Source organism: Kiloniella sp. (assembly GCF_048270245.1).
GTDB lineage: Bacteria > Pseudomonadota > Alphaproteobacteria > Kiloniellales > Kiloniellaceae > Kiloniella.
Map to the genome: position 1 here is coordinate 144,797 of NZ_JBLWTH010000001.1, position 16,130 is coordinate 160,926.

A 16,130-nucleotide genomic window follows, 5' to 3' on the forward strand; every position below is an offset into this window, starting at 1 on the left:
ACAATTGAGAGCTTGGCTTGTAAACAAAGTGGCTTTGCAGGTCTTTCTTATGTTTAAATCTGCAAAAACAATTAATGCCAAGTTATTATATCTTATTGTTCCTGCTGTTCTTATTGCCACGATGGTCGAATCTTTTGTGGATAGCTATCTGGATTTCGAAGAAGAACAGACCATGGTTTCTGAACAGTGGCATAATTTGGCATCGACTCAGGCTAATGTCGTTTCAGGGTATCTTTGGAATTTTGATCTGGAAGCAATTGAATCGCATTTAGGCAGCCTTATTGAATTCTCTGAAGTTTATAGGGCTGAGGTCTATGATGAAAAAGACAATTTAATAGCGAAAAAAGAAGTCGCAGATACAATTCTGCAAACGCATAGAAGCTATACCCTCGATATTATTTATGAGGATCCCTTTGTTAATCGAAAAATTGGTAAGTTTATTCTTGTTGTTGCCTATACGGATATATCCACAAAGCTGTGGAACAATTTTGTGGATGAGATTCCCGAAGGCATCCTTGTTGTTTTTGGTCTCTCAGGCGTTCTTTTCTTTGCAACCCGACGTTATTTGATCAAACCAATTCAGGACTTGGGCCAAGGTTTTGCATCCTTCGATAAGCAAGAACTTCGTCATAAAATCCCTGTAACGTCCGAAGATGAGGTCGGTGAGCTCATTGATGGATATAACCGGATGATTGATAAGCTGGAACAACATGAAAAACAGCAGCTGATTTATGTGCAAGGGTTGGAAGCCGCGAACCGGGCAAAGACCTATTTCTTGGCAAATATGAGTCATGAACTGCGAACGCCGTTGAATGCCATTATTGGTTTTTCAGAAATGATCAAATACGAGATGCTCGGGAAAATTCAGGAACCTAGATACAAGGCCTATGCGGAAGATATTTATAGCAGTGGATCGTTGTTGCTGGAAATTATCAATGACATTCTCGACATGTCAAAAATTGAAGCCGGCGAACTTAGTTTGGTCGAAGAAGTTGTTGATATTGAGGAGGCCGTATCTGCGTGCCTGAAAATTGTAAATAATCGTGCTGAACGTAATCTGATAACGTTGAAATCAAATGTCAGTCCTAATTGTCCTTATCTTCTCGGTGATAATACCAGATTACGGCAGTTGTTGTTGAACTTGTTGAGTAATGCAGTGAAGTTCACACCCGAAGGTGGAGAAGTTGTTCTGTCGGCCTGGTTGAATGAAAAAACCCAAATAGTTATCTCTGTTGAAGATACAGGTATAGGTATTCCTGAAGAAAAAATTAAGGAAGTTTTGAAACCTTTTATTCAGGTTGATAGCCACCTTACAAGGCAACACGAAGGAACCGGTCTGGGTCTTCCCCTGTCGAAAACGTTGATGGAATTACACGATGGTGAGCTTATTTTAGAGAGCGAGTTCAACAAGGGAACCAAAGTTACGTTGGTTTTCCCGTCTAAACGTACTGACATGAGCGTGAAAAAGCAGGTAAATTAGACTGCTGACAGCTCAAAAATTTTAAAAACGAAAATCGGGTAAGCATTCTTTGCTCAGCAATGCGAGTGTGTTATTTTCCCCACCCTGTTTTCTTTTTTGAGTATTGCCTTTCTGTGACTGAAATAACAACAACCGCACCTTGCGACCAAGACCAAGAAACTCCAAACTCTGTGCTCTCTGGTCATGAGGGAAGCAAAAAGGCAGATCAATCTGGGTCAACCTCCAAGGCTGCATCAAAGGTCAAGTCTACTGAAAAAGTAACGCCTATGATGGCGCAGTATCTTGAAATCAAAGAAGATCATCCTGATTCTTTGCTCTTTTATCGTATGGGCGATTTTTACGAACTTTTCTTTGAAGATGCTGTGCAGGCGTCGGAAGCTTTGGATATCACCCTGACCAAGCGGGGACATCACAAGGGTGATGATATCCCCATGTGCGGTGTTCCCTTTCATGCGGCAGAAGGTTATTTGTCTCGTTTGATTCGCAAAGGGTTTAAGGTTGCGATTTGCGAACAAATGGAAAATCCGGCTGAAGCCAAAAAGCGTGGGGCAAAGTCTGTTGTAAAGCGCGGCGTTGTTCGTCTTGTTACGCCGGGAACAATTACAGAAGATGAACTTCTTGATGCACGAAGCCACAACTATCTGGCGGCTTTAACTGATGCGGCTGGTGATTACGGACTTTCTTGGCTGGATATGTCCACGGGCGATTTTTATACCCAGCCTTTGGCAGCTTCGGACAAAAATATAAATGGCGTCCTTCTTGCCGCGTTGGCGCGGCTTAATCCCGGTGAGCTGCTGCTACCAGAACGATTGTTTTTGCGTGAAGAGCTAGCTGATGTGGTTAATGAATGGCGGTCCGTTTTGTCGCCGCTTCCATCATCGCGGTTTGATAGCGAAAACGCCCGCCGTCGTTTGGAGGATGTGTTTTCGATAAAGGCGCTTGATGCTTTTGGCGAATTCTCTCGGGCTGAAGTGGCCGCGTCAGGCTCTTTGCTTGATTATGTTGAACTTACACAAAAGGGCAAACTGCCCCGTTTGTCGTCGCCCAAGCGGATCCGTAGTGATGCGGTTATGGAAATTGACGCAGCGACCCGACGAAATCTGGAACTGACCCAAGCATTGACGGGGGGGCGCAAGGGAAGCCTGCTCGCAACAATCGACAGGACGGTGACTGGTGCGGGGGCCAGATTATTAGGGGCGCGTATAGCGGCCCCTTTAACGCAGCCTGAAGCGATTTCTCGTCGTCTGAATATAGTGTCATGGTTTGTCGAAGAAGATGGCCTTCGCCAAGACTTGCGCGCGAGTCTTCGTCAATGCCCTGATATTGAGCGCGGTTTGTCCCGTTTAACCGTCGGACGCGGGGGGCCGCGTGATGTTGCTGGTATTCGGGATGCTTTGTCAGAAGCTGGCAAATTAAAGTCGATGCTGGGTGGGGTACAGTTGGATAGCCTGCCTGAGGGTATAAAAAATTGCATTGAGAAACTGGGTGACCACCGGGAACTCTGTAATATGCTTCAACGCGCTTTACGAGAAGACTTGCCGTTGCTCGCCCGGGATGGCGGGTTTATCGCCCTAGGCTTTTCGCCTGATCTGGATGAATATAAACAACTGAGAGATGATAGCCGTAAGTTAATTGCGGGGCTTCAGGCAAGATATGCCGGAATTACGGGTGTTAATAGTCTGAAGATCAAACATAACAACGTTCTTGGTTATTTTATTGAGGTCAGTCCAACAAACGCTTCCAAAGTTAATACCGATGCTGACTCAGAATTTATCCACCGTCAGACGCTTGCTTCTGCAATGCGCTTTACCACGGTCGAGCTTTCTGATCTTGAGCAAAAAATTTCAGGTGCTGCTGGTAAGGCTTTGGCTATTGAGTTGGAACTTTATGACGATCTGGTTGATAAAGTTGTGGAACAAGCTGATGAGATTGCTTTGGCGGCACGTACTCTCGCAGAGTTGGACGTTAATGCCGCTTTGGCGGAACTCGCTGTTAGTGAGCGTTGGAATCGTCCTAAAGTTGATAGCAGTCTGGCGTTTGATGTGATTGGCGGGCGCCACCCTGTTGTGGAAGCTGCTTTGTCCAAAACGTCCGAGGGGCCTTTTGTGGCCAATAACTGTTCGTTAGAAGATCACCAGCGCTTATGGTTGATTACGGGACCTAACATGGCTGGTAAATCAACCTTTCTCAGGCAGAATGCATTGATTGCGGTTTTGGCGCAGATGGGATCTTTCGTGCCGGCTGAGGCAGCACATATCGGATCTATCGATCGTTTGTTCAGTCGTGTTGGCGCGGCTGATGATCTGGCCCGCGGGCGATCTACATTTATGGTCGAGATGGTGGAAACGGCTGTTATCCTCAATCAATCGACAGAGCGATCATTGGTTATTCTTGACGAGATTGGGCGTGGTACAGCTACATATGATGGTTTGTCTATCGCATGGGCCTGTGTTGAGCACCTGCATGAAACCAATAAATCACGTGCCTTATTTGCAACCCACTATCATGAATTGACCAGTTTAACATCAAAGCTCAAATCACTTTCTTGCCACTCCATGCGTGTGAAAGAATGGAAGGGAGAAGTTGTTTTCTTGCACGAGGTTACGCATGGTGCTGCGGATCGATCCTATGGGATTCATGTGGCCAAGCTGGCCGGATTGCCTGTTGCCGCGGTTACCCGTGCAGAGCAGGTTCTGGAGACATTAGAAAAAGACGGACAAGCAGGGAATTTGACACATCTTGCCGAAGACCTCCCTCTCTTTGCCAGTTTACCAACAACGACGGCAGAAGCAGTCGTTGATCAAAATGCTTCCGGTGTTGACCTACGTTTAAGTGAAATAAATGTGGACGATCTAACGCCTCGTCAGGCACTGGATTTACTTTATGAACTTAAGGCGGTTGGTAAAGAGTAGCTTCTATTGTTCCTAAAGTTTCAAAAATCCAGGGGACATTAAATAATAACACAAGGTATAAAAGCAGGACGGCATGCCGATAACATCTCTCGATTATGCGTATCATCAGGACGTAAAGAACAAAACGGCTATTTTTCCTGCTTCTAAGCTTGAAGCTGCGATAGTTGAAATATGTGCTGTTGATGAAGCGGGACAGGTCAAACGTAATAAAGTTCTCGCACTTTTACGGGATGCATTACAAGAAGGGCATGCTGAGGTCCGCAAGCGATTTGATAAAAAGTCTTCTGGAACAATGGTTGTACGTGCGAACTGTTTTCTGGTTGATCAAATTCTGAAGCTTGTTTTTAAATTTGTTGATGAAGAAATGTATCCGATTGGGTCGCGTTCCAAAGGCGAAACCTTTGCTGTTGTCGCAGTTGGGGGGTATGGTCGCGGAGAATTGGCACCGCAGTCTGATGTCGATTTACTGTTTCTGTTACCTTACAAGAGTGTTCCCAGGACAGAGCAGGTAGTTGAGGCCATGCTTTATTTTCTGTGGGATCTAAACTTCAAAGTTGGCCATTCCGTTCGCAACGTAAAGGAATGCATCCGAAGCTCTCTTTCTGATCTAACAATAAATACAGCCATTCTTGAGGCCCGTTATCTCTGTGGAGATGACGCGCTATACACTAAACTCAGAAAAACTTACGACCGGGTTGTTCGCTCTGGTCATGGGGCTGAATTTATTGAACAAAAACTTAAAGAACGAAGTGAGCGCCACAAAAAAGTCGGGGGGTCCCGTTATACGCTGGAGCCAAATATCAAAGAGGGTAAAGGCGGATTAAGAGACTTGCATACCCTTTTCTGGATTGCGAAATTTATATATCAGGTCGACGATATTTCCAGTCTTGCGGAGCGAGGAATCTTCACCCGACAGGAAGTTCGTCAGTTTGCCAAAGCACAGTCTTTTTTGTGGTCCTTACGCTGTGCATTACATTATTTGACCAACAGACCTGAAGAACGCTTGTCATTTGATGTGCAGCGTGACCTTGCAGATTGGATGAATTATACTGATCACGCCGGAACCAAGGGTGTTGAGCGGATGATGAAGCATTACTTTATCGTCGCAAAAGAGGTTGGTGGTCTCACACGTATTTTCTGTGCAGCTTTGGAAGCAGAACATAATCGTAGATCGGGTTTCCGTCTGCCACTTCCTTTTCTCAAGCGTAAACGTTCCATCGAAAAGTTTCGTTTAGAGGGAGATCGTCTGACTTTTCGTCAGGATGATTCAATCGAAACAAATCCTGTGGAGATGTTACGTATCTTCCATGTCGCCCAAAAACACGATTTAGATATCCATCCTGCAGCATTGCGCAAAATTACCCAATCTCTGCGTTTGATTAAAAAAAGTGTCCGTCAGGACGAAGCCGCCAGCCGCCTGTTCCTGAATATTCTGACGTCGCCCAAAGATCCTGAAAAAACGCTACGCCGATTAAATGAGTCCGGTGTTTTAGGACGTTTCGTTCCTGACTTCGGGCGTGTCGTCGCTTTGATGCAATTCAATATGTACCATCATTATACGGTGGATGAGCATACGCTGTTTGCGATAGGAATTTTACATCAGGTTGAAAAAGGAACGCTGAAAAAAGAAGCGCCGATTGCCAGTGAGGTCGTGCACAAAATTCTGTCACGTAAAGTGCTGTATGTGGCCGTGTTCTTGCACGATATTGCCAAAGGCAGGCAGGGCGACCACTCTATCGAAGGTGCTAAAATAGCCCAGAGAATTTGCCCTCGTATGGGGCTGACGCCAGAAGAAACTGAGACGGTTTCTTGGTTGGTTCGTTATCATCTGACCATGAGTGAAACAGCTTTCTCTAGGGACATTGATGATCCTAAAACCATTCAGGATTTTTCCGAGATCGTTCAGTCCCCGGAACGTCTAAGGTTGTTGCTGGTGTTGACAGTTGCCGATATTCGGGCGGTGGGGCCGAATGTTTGGAATGCCTGGAAAGCTGCTTTGTTACGTGATCTTTATTGGCGTACCGAAGAGCTTTTATCGGGTGGATTAGCTGCAGAGGGCCAAGAGAGAAGGATTCAAGTGGCGTGGGAAGTTCTGACAAAAGAGCTATCCCATTGGCCAGCACAGGACGTTGCCAAGCATCTCGAGCTTGGAACAGTTTCCTATTGGATTTCAACAGATACAGAAACCCAGAAGCGTCGGGCTGAACTAATTCGCAAGGCAGAAAACGATAAATCTCCTTATACATCCGAAGTTCGTGTTGATACCTATCGCCAAATTACAGAGGTCACAATCTATACAGCAGACCACCCCGGTTTGTTCAGCAGGGTTGCTGGGGCTTTGGCTGTATCTGGTGCTTCTATCGAGGGGGCAACGATTCATACGCTGAAAAACGGTATGGCATTAGATAGCTTTTATATTGCGGATGCCCATACCAAAGGGATGATTAACGACCCGGAACGTTTGGCAACGTTAGAAACGGCAATCGAAAAGTCTCTAACGGGTGAATTAAAAACGGCAAAGTTACTTAAGAATCTTCCGACCAGATTACCAAGCAGAGTTCATAATGCATTAAAGGTAAAGCCCCGGGTTCTGGTCGATAATAAAGCAAGTGAAAGCTATACTGTTTTGGAAATTAATGGTCAGGATCGACCGGGGTTACTTTACTATCTGACGCAGGCTTTGACCAAATTGGGCTTGCTGGTTCATTCTGCGCGTATTGCGACTTATGGTGTGCGGGCGGTTGATGTTTTCTATGTTCAATCAGCTTTGGGGGACAAGGTTTCGTCAGAACAAAAAGTTAAAAATATTCAGAAAAAATTATTGGAAGTGTTCAATGCTTGATTAACTCTCTTTGCGATATACTGAATGGAGTAAGTCAGTTTAGGTGCGAGTTAAGTATATGAAGACAGTTTCATCACTGGTTTTCACAAGCCCTCGTTGTCAGCGGTTGCATGACTATTGGTGGGAACTGAAATATTCAAGTGGTCAAACTGTTCCAAAGAAAAGTGATTTCAATCCTGCGGCAGTAAAAGCGATTCTACCGCATATTTTAATACATGATTTGAGCACACCGGGGCAATCTCGGCTTCGTCTGGTTGGTACGGGGATCGTTGATCGTATTGGGTTTGATCCAACAGGACGAGATTATGTTGAATTTGTCTCGGAAGAACGCCGGGATGATGCCTACAATGAGCTTTTCAAAGTGGCTTCTTTTCCCTGTGGTATGAGGGTAATCCTTGAAGGTCGGTACGAATCAGGACTGGCACATGTTTCTGAAACAGTTGGCTATCCCCTTGCCTCAGATAATGGGGATTATCACTATCTGGTTTTTGTCGACGATGTGCTTGAGAACATTGAGTGGCATCAAAATTCAGACAAACAATTAAATTATCACAAAGTTAATCAAAGAGACTATATCGATATCGGTTTTGGGACACCGCTTCCTGTTTCATCTTAGGTTTACAAGATGATAGAAAGAAGTTTTTCAATAAGCTTCAGAGATCTTCTTTGTCATCTTCTATGTCTTTGTATCTATGTCTCTGTAAAATCAGCCTCTTCCAAATCCTAACGGCTTCCTCTACAAAGGTATGGGCATGAGGGTGAGTTTACAGGTAGTGAAGTGAAACTCCCTTTGTGAGTTCTATGCGGAGTATCTGAATGTCTTTGGTTCGTAATCTGGCGACAGTAAGCGGTTTTACTGGGTTAAGCCGTATTCTTGGTTTTGTGCGTGATATTCTTGTCGCTGCTTTTCTCGGCGCGGGGCCAATTGCGGATGCTTTCTTTGTCGCCTTTAGATTACCAAATTTATTTCGTCGTCTGTTTGCTGAAGGGGCGTTTAACGCTGCCTTTGTTCCCTTATATGCTGGAAAAGTAGAGGCTGAAGGACGGGAAGCTGCTCAAACATTTGCAGAACAGACTCATGCGGTGATGTTTACCTTTATGTTATTATTGACCTTTGGGGCAATGGCATCAATGCCTTGGGTGACATATGCGTTGGCACCAGGGTTTGAAGATTGGGCCCTTAAAGTTTCTACTCAAGAAGCCATAAATCTCAAACCACAAGGGCTTGGGGAGGCTTTGGCCATACCTGGTGAGTTTATTTCTAAGCTGGCCTATGCCGAACAGCTTAATATGATTACTTTTCCTTATTTATTCTTTATGGTCATTGTTGCCCTTTTCTCTGGTATGTTGAACTCGCTGGGACGTTTTGCGGCTGCGGCTGCGGCCCCCATTTTACTTAATGTATTTTTTATTATTACATTGGTTTTGATTGTTCCGCGGGTACCGGATCCGGGGCAGGCCATGGCGTGGACCGTGACCGCAGCCGGGTTCGGCCAGATGCTTTTGTTATTTATTTCTCTAAAGCGTGCTGGTTTGAATATGAGAATGCGATTACCTAGGTTATCGAGCGATGTGAAAACCTTAATGCGTCGTATGGTTCCAGGTGTGCTTTCAGCTGGTGCGATGCAGATTAATGTTGTTATTGGCACAATGATTTCGACTTTTCAGGAAGCCGGCGTCTCTTTTCTCTATTATGCAGAGCGTGTCTACCAGCTACCTTTGGGGATGATAGGAATTGCCTTTGGTGTTGTTCTTTTGCCTGAATTAGCGCGAAAATTAAAAGCTAATGATGATAAAGGTGCGATGAATAGCATGAACAGAGGTATGGAAATGGCCTTGTTGTTGACGCTACCTGCTACCATTGCTTTGATTGTTATACCTTGGCCAATTGTTGTGACTTTATTTGAACGGGGATTGTTTAGCCGCGAAACAAGCGACGCAACTGCTGTTGCGCTTATGGCTTATGCCGCTGGTCTTCCTGCATATGTGTTGGTAAAAATCTTACAGCCTGCTTTTTATGCACGGGAAGATACGGTAACACCGTTCCGTCTGGCAATTGTGTCGATAGTTATAAATATTGCGCTCAGTTTGATACTTTTCCAGTTTATTCAATATGTCGGGATCGCTTTGGCGACGGCTATTTCTTCTTGGGTAAATGTTTTGATGCTCTGGATTGTTCTGGTTCGTAAGGATCATTTAAAACTTGATGGACGATTCGTTTCCAGATTACCAAAAATACTGGCTTCTTCTCTGGTGATGGGGGGTGTTCTCTGGTCCGGGATGCGCTGGTTACGTCCTTGGTTCGACGGTGAGCTTTATGAGAAAGTAGCCGCACTTTCTGCGTTGATCGGCGCTGGTCTTCTTGTTTATGCTTTTTTGTCTCTCTTGCTTGGCGCGGTGCGCCCAGCCGATTTTTCAGCGATGTTCCGACGGGGTAAAGCTTAAAGATTTGGAATATTTTAAATCCAATGGTGAAGGATAGCAGGATTATCACTCACCATTGGATGATCTAATCTGATGTTCGTTAGTTTTCTAGGGCTTTATCTAGAAAGTCTATGCGATCTTGTCCCCAAAAATTTTCACCGTTGTAAACGTAGGTTGGTGAACCAAAGACATCACGGTCATGGGCTTCTTTTGTCGTATTGATATAGGCTTGAGCCATAGCATCACTTTTCGCTTGGGCAATAAGTGTATTTGGATCAAAGCCGCATTCGCGAGAAATTTCTGCAAGCGTTGCTTCTTCGGCAATATTTCTGTCCTGTGACCAGACTGCCGTCAGAACGGCATCACTAAAAGCCCCGGCATTTCCACCCGCTTCTTGAACTGCGTAAACCATTTGCGCTGCGAGTGTTTGGTCCGCAGGCCAAAAGGCAGGTTCAAAATTCATAGGGATACCTAAATGCTTGGACCAGCGTTTTAATTCCATCATTCTGTATTTCATGCGAGATGGGTGGCGTTTGCTTGGTGGCGTTCCGCCCATGACTTCAAAGGTGTCCATAACAGATATGGGTTTGTAATTTACGATGGCGTTGTGTTTCGCCACAACGCGGTTGAAATGCTTTATGCCGAGGTAGCTCCAAGGAGATAGAAGAAAGTGATAATTGTCGATAACTTTGGTCATTATTCTGTCCTACTAAAAGGGTGTTTTTGCGTGTTCGCGGCAGAAACAGGATCTTGAGATAAGAGTTTTAAACGTTGGTTTCGTCCAATCATCTTTCTGTGAGAAGGAGAATTCAGGATTATAATTGGTTAGGCAAGAAACAAATAGTTTCGTTTTTTGAAAAACGAAGCTTTTGTGCTTTCGTTTTTGTTGAGGTCATTTTAAACTGTCATCAATATATAATAATAAGATGAGCTCAGGGGAATTTAAAATGGACACTCTCAATCCCAGACAGCGCGAAATCGTTGGTCTTGCGCGGGAAGAAGGACGTGTTTTAGTCGAAGAACTGGCTACTCGCTTCGAAGTATCTCTTCAGACCATACGCAAAGACCTTAATGAAATCTGCGCGCGCGCCATATTGAAAAGAATCCATGGTGGCGCTGTCTTTGCGGCGGGTGTCGAAAATCTGCGTTATGACGCAAGGCGCATGATTGCAAAAGATGAGAAGAGAGGAATAGGTGCTGCAGCTGCTGATTTGGTGCCAGATAATTGCTCTCTTTTTATTAACATAGGGACAACAACCGAAGAAGTTGCACAGTGCCTGTTGAGTAAGAAAGATCTGCTGGTCATTACCAATAATATAAATGTTGCCAATATATTACGTCCGGCACCATCAATTGACGTTATAATTGCCGGGGGGATGGTTCGCCGTTCAGATGGTGGTGTCGTGGGCGAAACCGCTGTTGATTTTATCAAGCAATTTAAAGTGGATTTTGCTATCATCGGGACCTCGGCGGTAGATGAAGATGGGTCTTTGCTGGATTTCGATCTAAGGGAAGCGAAAGTGGCCCAGGCCATAATTGACAACGCGCACCACGTTATTCTGTGTGCAGATAAAATGAAACTAAAACGAACCGCCCCTGTTCGTGTCGCAGAATTTGATCAAATTAATACTTTTGTAACAGACAGCCTTGAATCCGAAAATCTGAGGAGAATCTGTAGGGATAGCGGTATCCGCCTTATTGAATCTGAGCTGTCATAAAAATGTAATAAAAATTTTCACTTGCGAACCTTGAAATCTTCGAATAGCGTGCAAAACGAAACCAAAAGGAAACTCGTTTCGAAAGATTCGAATACATACGGTACAGCTTTTTCAGTAAGTACTGTGTTGGGGAGGTATTGTGAGCGGTCAGACGTATGATCTGGTCATCGTTGGTGGTGGCGTTAATGGGTGCGGAATTGCTAGAGATGCTGCGGGTCGTGGACTTTCAGTATGTGTTGTTGAACAAAGCGATTTAGCACAGGCAACCAGCTCGGCGAGTACCAAGCTTATTCATGGTGGACTACGATATCTTGAACACTATGAGTTTCGTCTCGTCCGCGAAGCTTTAATTGAACGCGAAACCCTTTGGGCGATGGCGCCGCATATTATCTGGCCGCTTCGTTTCGTTTTACCACACAACAAATCACAGCGGCCCGGTTGGCTTATTCGTATTGGACTTTTCTTGTACGACAACCTCGGCGGGCGGAAAAAGCTGCCAGCAAGTCACGGATTAAATCTGAAAACTGATGAAGCGGGATCTCCTTTGAAAGAAGGGTTCGCAAAAGGTTTTGAGTATTCTGACTGTTGGGTCGATGATGCCCGTCTGGTTGCCTTGAATGCGATAGATGCACGGGATAAAGGGGCAGATATTCATTGCCGGACCCGTTGTGTTGATGCCAAAGTTAAAGACGGTATTTGGAATCTTACCTGTGAAAGCACAAATGATGGCGATCGACAGATCATCAAGGGTAAGGTTCTTGTAAATGCTTCTGGTCCGTGGGTATCGAAGTTCCTGAATGAAGAAATGGAAAGTTCGTCTCATCATTCTATACGAATGGTTAAGGGAAGCCACATTGTTGTTCCAAAGCTGTTTGACCACGATCGCTGTTATATTTTCCAGAATGACGACAAACGTATTGTTTTCGCTATTCCCTATGAAAAGGATTTCACGCTGATCGGGACGACAGATGAAGATTTCCAAGGTGACCCTGCTGACGTTAAAATTTCTCAGGACGAAATTGAATATCTTTGCCGCCTGTCAAACAGCTATTTCAAAACGTCGATTTCTTCAAATCAGGTTGTTCATACCTATTCTGGTGTTCGCCCGCTTTATGACGATGGTGCAAGCCAGGCACAGGAAGCAACACGTGATTATGTATTGAAAGTTGATGAGCTTGATGGCGCCCCTGCCCTGAATATTTTTGGTGGGAAGATCACGACGTATCGTCGTCTGGCAGAACATGCCATTGAAAAACTTTCTGGATTTTTCCCTGAAATTGGGGGAGCTTGGACTCAGGGCGCTACCCTTCCCGGGGGCGATTTCCCGTGTGAGCAGGCAACTGAACAAGTTTCTAAACTACAAAAAGAATACCCGTTTATAACAAAAAGCCATGCAGAGCGGTTGATACGGAGTTACGGAACCCGTTATTCGCTTTTACTTGGCAATGCAACGTCGCTAGAGGATTTAGGTCAGAATTTCGGAGCTGATCTTTATGAAGCAGAAGTGCGTTATCTGATGATCCATGAATGGGCGCAGAAAGCGGATGATGTACTGTGGCGTCGAAGCAAACTAGGACTGAGAATCAAGGGAGCAGACAAGGAAGCACTATCCGAATGGATGGCGCAGAATATTAAAAAACTGGCAAAAGCCAGCTAAACAAAAATAGAAAAACAAAACCAACTATAAAGTTGAGTTTCGTGGGGTTGAAATGACGTTATCTCTAGAGAATATCTGGAGGACGGTCGGAGACGAAGTACATATAGCTGAGGCAAACCTCAGTCTGGAGCGTGGTACGCTTAACACTCTTCTCGGACCGACCCTTTCAGGTAAAACCAGTTTGATGCGGCTTATGGCCGGCTTGGATAAGCCGACCAAGGGGCGTATTTCCTTTGATGGTATTGATGTAACAGGCGTTCGGGTACAAGATCGCAATGTTGCTATGGTTTATCAGCAGTTCATTAACTATCCGGCATTGACAGTGTACGAGAACATTGCGTCTCCGTTACGTATTGCCCGCGCTCCGGCTGACGAGATTGATCGTAAAGTTCGTGAAGCAGCAGCGATGATGAAGCTGGAACCAATGCTGGATCGAACACCGCTTGAGCTTTCAGGGGGCCAACAGCAGCGTACTGCACTGGCGCGGGCTATGGTTAAAGGTGCTGACCTTGTTCTTTTGGATGAGCCGTTGGCGAACCTGGACTACAAATTGCGTGAAGAGCTTCGCGAAGAATTGCCACGGGTTTTTGCTGAAACTGGCGCGATCTTTGTCTATGCGACGACCGAGCCAACAGAGGCGCTGTTGTTAGGTGGTAACACCGCGACGTTGCACGAAGGTCGGATTACACAATTCGGACCGACAATCGATATCTATCGTAATCCGGGCGATTTGTTAACGGCTGATGTTTTCTCTGATCCACCGATCAACACCTTGCCTGTCAGTATCAAGGGTGGCGTCGTTAGCCACGGTGAGAAATTCTCAGCACAAGCGACAGGTGTTTTGTCTCAGGTAGGTGATGGTGATTACACATTGGGCTTCCGTCCAAATCATCTGCATATCGACAGTGATCCGAGCATGATCTCTTTTAAAACCAAAGTTGCGGTTACAGAGATCACAGGGTCTGAAAGCTTTGTGCATGTTGATTTCGCAGACCAGCGCTGGGTCAGCCTTACACATGGGGTGCAGGAAATTGAAATCGATAGCGATATCGATGTTTATCTGGAACCTTCCAAGTGTTTTGTTTTTGACACCAAAGGCAAGCTGGTAGCGGGCCCCTGGGGTACAGCTGGGGAGCAAGCGTAATGGCGAAAATTGAACTCAATGGTTTGGCGCACTCCTATATGCCGCATATCCAGGAGCCACAGGATTTTGCCCTTAAAGAGCTTAACCATATCTGGGAAGATGGCGGAGCCTACGCGCTGCTTGGCCCATCTGGTTGTGGTAAAACAACACTTCTGAATATTATTTCCGGTTTGTTGAAGCCAACGCACGGTGAAATTCTCTTCGATGGAGAGGCGGTTACAAATAAGGCGACTGAAGACCGCAATATTGCACAGGTTTTCCAGTTTCCGGTGGTTTATGACACCATGACTGTCTATGACAACTTGGCTTTCCCGCTCCGCAATCGCGGTGTGAGTGCCAGTGAAGTTGACGGACGTGTTCGTGAAATCGCGGAACTTCTGGAAATGGAGGATAGTCTCAAGCGTAAAGCCAGTGGTCTTACGGCTGATGCCAAACAAAAGATTTCTTTGGGGCGTGGTCTGGTTCGTGCTGATGTATCAGCGATCCTGTTTGATGAACCATTGACAGTTATTGATCCTCATTTGAAGTGGCAGTTGCGCTCTCAGCTTAAGCATCTGCACAAACGCTTTAACTACACGATGGTGTACGTCACACACGATCAGACGGAAGCACTTACTTTCGCTGATAAAGTGGTTGTTATGTACGATGGTGCTGTTGTTCAGATGGGCACACCTGAAGAGCTGTTTGAGCGCCCAAAGCACACCTTTGTTGGTTACTTCATCGGTTCACCGGGCATGAACGTTGTGCCGTGTCATATTGATGGTAAGCAAGCAATGGTCGCTGGCCATGCGTTTGCCATGGAACAGGGCCTGAGTAACATTCCTATGGGGGCTTCATTAGAAGTTGGTATTCGTCCGGAATTCCTGTCGCTTTCACGTGAAGGATCGGGGCCGATCGTTTCTATTCAAAAGGTAGAAGACCTTGGCCGTTTTAAGGTCGCAAGTGTCCGTCTCGAAGATCATGAGTTTAAAGTGATGGTCAACGAAGAAGACGAGGTCCCTGCTGATGGTGCGCGTCTTGTTGTCGATCCAACGCATGTGAATCTTTATGCCAACAGTCATTTGGTAGAGGAGGCTTGATCATGAATAAATGGTCCGATAACCGCGCTTGGTGGCTTGTTCTTCCTGTTGTTTTAATCGTGGCATTTTCTGCGGTCATTCCTTTGATGACAGTGGTTAACTATGCCTTTCAGGATACTTTTGGAAATAATGAATTCTACTGGGCCGGTATTGAATGGTTCCAAGAAGTTCTTCGGTCTGACCGTTTCCACGGGGCGCTAGGGCGTCAGTTCCTGTTCTCCTTTATTATCCTTTCTATCGAGATTCCGCTTGGTATTGCGATTGCGTTGGCGATGCCTAAAAAAGGACTGTGGGTTCCGTTTTGCTTGATCCTTATGGCGCTGCCACTCCTGATTCCCTGGAATGTGGTGGGCACGATTTGGCAGATTTTTGGCCGTATTGATATTGGTCTTCTGGGGGCTGCTCTGGATGGATTGGGTATTGAATACAACTATACGCAAAACACAATTGATGCTTGGGTGACCTTGATTGTCATGGATGTGTGGCATTGGACGTCGCTAGTTGTGTTGCTTTGCTATGCCGGTTTACAGTCAATTCCCGATGCCTATTATCAAGCTGCTAGAATTGACGGAGCGAGCAAGTGGGCGACATTCCGTTTTATCCAGTTGCCAAAGATGAATCGCGTACTTCTGATTGCTGTGCTGTTGCGTTTTATGGATAGCTTCATGATCTATACCGAGCCATTCGTGGTGACTGGTGGTGGACCGGGTAATGCGACAACCTTCCTTTCGATCGATTTGGTTCAAATGGCAATTGGTCAGTTTGACCTGGGACCTGCTGCGGCGATGTCGTTGGTCTATTTCTTAATCATTCTGCTCTTCAGCTGGGTATTCTTCACAGTGATGAGCTATTTAGACAGAGCGGAGTCTTAAGT

General features: G+C 45.6%; 11 protein-coding genes. 10 read left to right on the top strand and 1 reads right to left on the bottom strand.

Annotated elements, in window-relative coordinates:
- The first annotated feature begins 49 nt into the window (after nucleotides 1–49).
- The 5 genes from ACN0W5_RS00670 (at nucleotide 50) to murJ (ending at nucleotide 9,679) form a co-directional block, all read left to right on the top strand.
- A complete protein-coding gene (locus ACN0W5_RS00670; protein WP_417452360.1) occupies nucleotides 50–1,480 on the top strand; it encodes an ATP-binding protein in 1,431 nt (476 codons plus the stop codon).
- Between the two features lie 266 nt (nucleotides 1,481–1,746).
- The gene (gene mutS, locus ACN0W5_RS00675) at nucleotides 1,747–4,392 is read left to right on the top strand and encodes a DNA mismatch repair protein MutS (RefSeq protein WP_417453107.1); all 2,646 of its coding nucleotides are present in this window, start codon (nucleotides 1,747–1,749) and stop codon (nucleotides 4,390–4,392) included.
- 73 nt (nucleotides 4,393–4,465) lie between these two features.
- Nucleotides 4,466–7,234, top strand: coding sequence for a [protein-PII] uridylyltransferase (locus tag ACN0W5_RS00680; protein ID WP_417452361.1), 2,769 nt, complete (start codon nucleotides 4,466–4,468; stop codon nucleotides 7,232–7,234).
- A gap of 58 nt (nucleotides 7,235–7,292) precedes the next feature.
- The gene (locus ACN0W5_RS00685; protein ID WP_417452362.1) at nucleotides 7,293–7,850 is read left to right on the top strand and encodes a PAS domain-containing protein; all 558 of its coding nucleotides are present in this window, start codon (nucleotides 7,293–7,295) and stop codon (nucleotides 7,848–7,850) included.
- A 200-nt stretch (nucleotides 7,851–8,050) separates the two neighbouring features.
- Nucleotides 8,051–9,679, top strand: a complete 1,629-nt coding sequence (gene murJ / locus ACN0W5_RS00690) for a murein biosynthesis integral membrane protein MurJ (protein ID WP_417452363.1) — start codon at nucleotides 8,051–8,053, stop codon at nucleotides 9,677–9,679.
- Between the two features lie 79 nt (nucleotides 9,680–9,758).
- On the opposite strand, the gene ACN0W5_RS00695 is transcribed toward murJ, so the two are convergent.
- Nucleotides 9,759–10,355, bottom strand: coding sequence for a 2-hydroxychromene-2-carboxylate isomerase (locus tag ACN0W5_RS00695; RefSeq protein WP_417452364.1), 597 nt, complete (start codon nucleotides 10,353–10,355; stop codon nucleotides 9,759–9,761).
- Nucleotides 10,356–10,605: 250 nt separating this feature from the next.
- On the opposite strand from ACN0W5_RS00695, the gene ACN0W5_RS00700 reads away from it, so the two are divergent.
- The 5 genes from ACN0W5_RS00700 (at nucleotide 10,606) to ACN0W5_RS00720 (ending at nucleotide 16,128) form a co-directional block, all read left to right on the top strand.
- On the top strand, nucleotides 10,606–11,376 hold the full coding sequence (locus ACN0W5_RS00700) for a DeoR/GlpR family DNA-binding transcription regulator (protein ID WP_417452365.1): 771 nt from the start codon (nucleotides 10,606–10,608) through the stop codon (nucleotides 11,374–11,376).
- A 139-nt stretch (nucleotides 11,377–11,515) separates the two neighbouring features.
- Nucleotides 11,516–13,033 (top strand): glycerol-3-phosphate dehydrogenase, encoded by a 1,518-nt coding sequence (glpD, locus tag ACN0W5_RS00705; protein ID WP_417452366.1) that lies wholly within the window; start codon nucleotides 11,516–11,518, stop codon nucleotides 13,031–13,033.
- 52 nt (nucleotides 13,034–13,085) lie between these two features.
- Nucleotides 13,086–14,177 carry an ABC transporter ATP-binding protein gene (locus tag ACN0W5_RS00710; RefSeq protein ID WP_417452367.1) on the top strand — a complete coding sequence of 364 codons (1,092 nt, stop codon included), beginning with the start codon at nucleotides 13,086–13,088 and terminating at the stop codon, nucleotides 14,175–14,177.
- Nucleotides 14,177–15,256: an ABC transporter ATP-binding protein gene (locus tag ACN0W5_RS00715; protein WP_417452368.1), complete on the top strand. Its 1,080-nt coding sequence runs from the start codon at nucleotides 14,177–14,179 to the stop codon at nucleotides 15,254–15,256. The genes ACN0W5_RS00710 and ACN0W5_RS00715 overlap by 1 nt, the downstream gene beginning before the upstream one ends.
- A gap of 2 nt (nucleotides 15,257–15,258) precedes the next feature.
- Nucleotides 15,259–16,128, top strand: a complete 870-nt coding sequence (locus tag ACN0W5_RS00720) for a carbohydrate ABC transporter permease (RefSeq protein ID WP_299379593.1) — start codon at nucleotides 15,259–15,261, stop codon at nucleotides 16,126–16,128.
- Nucleotides 16,129–16,130: the final 2 nt, after the last annotated feature.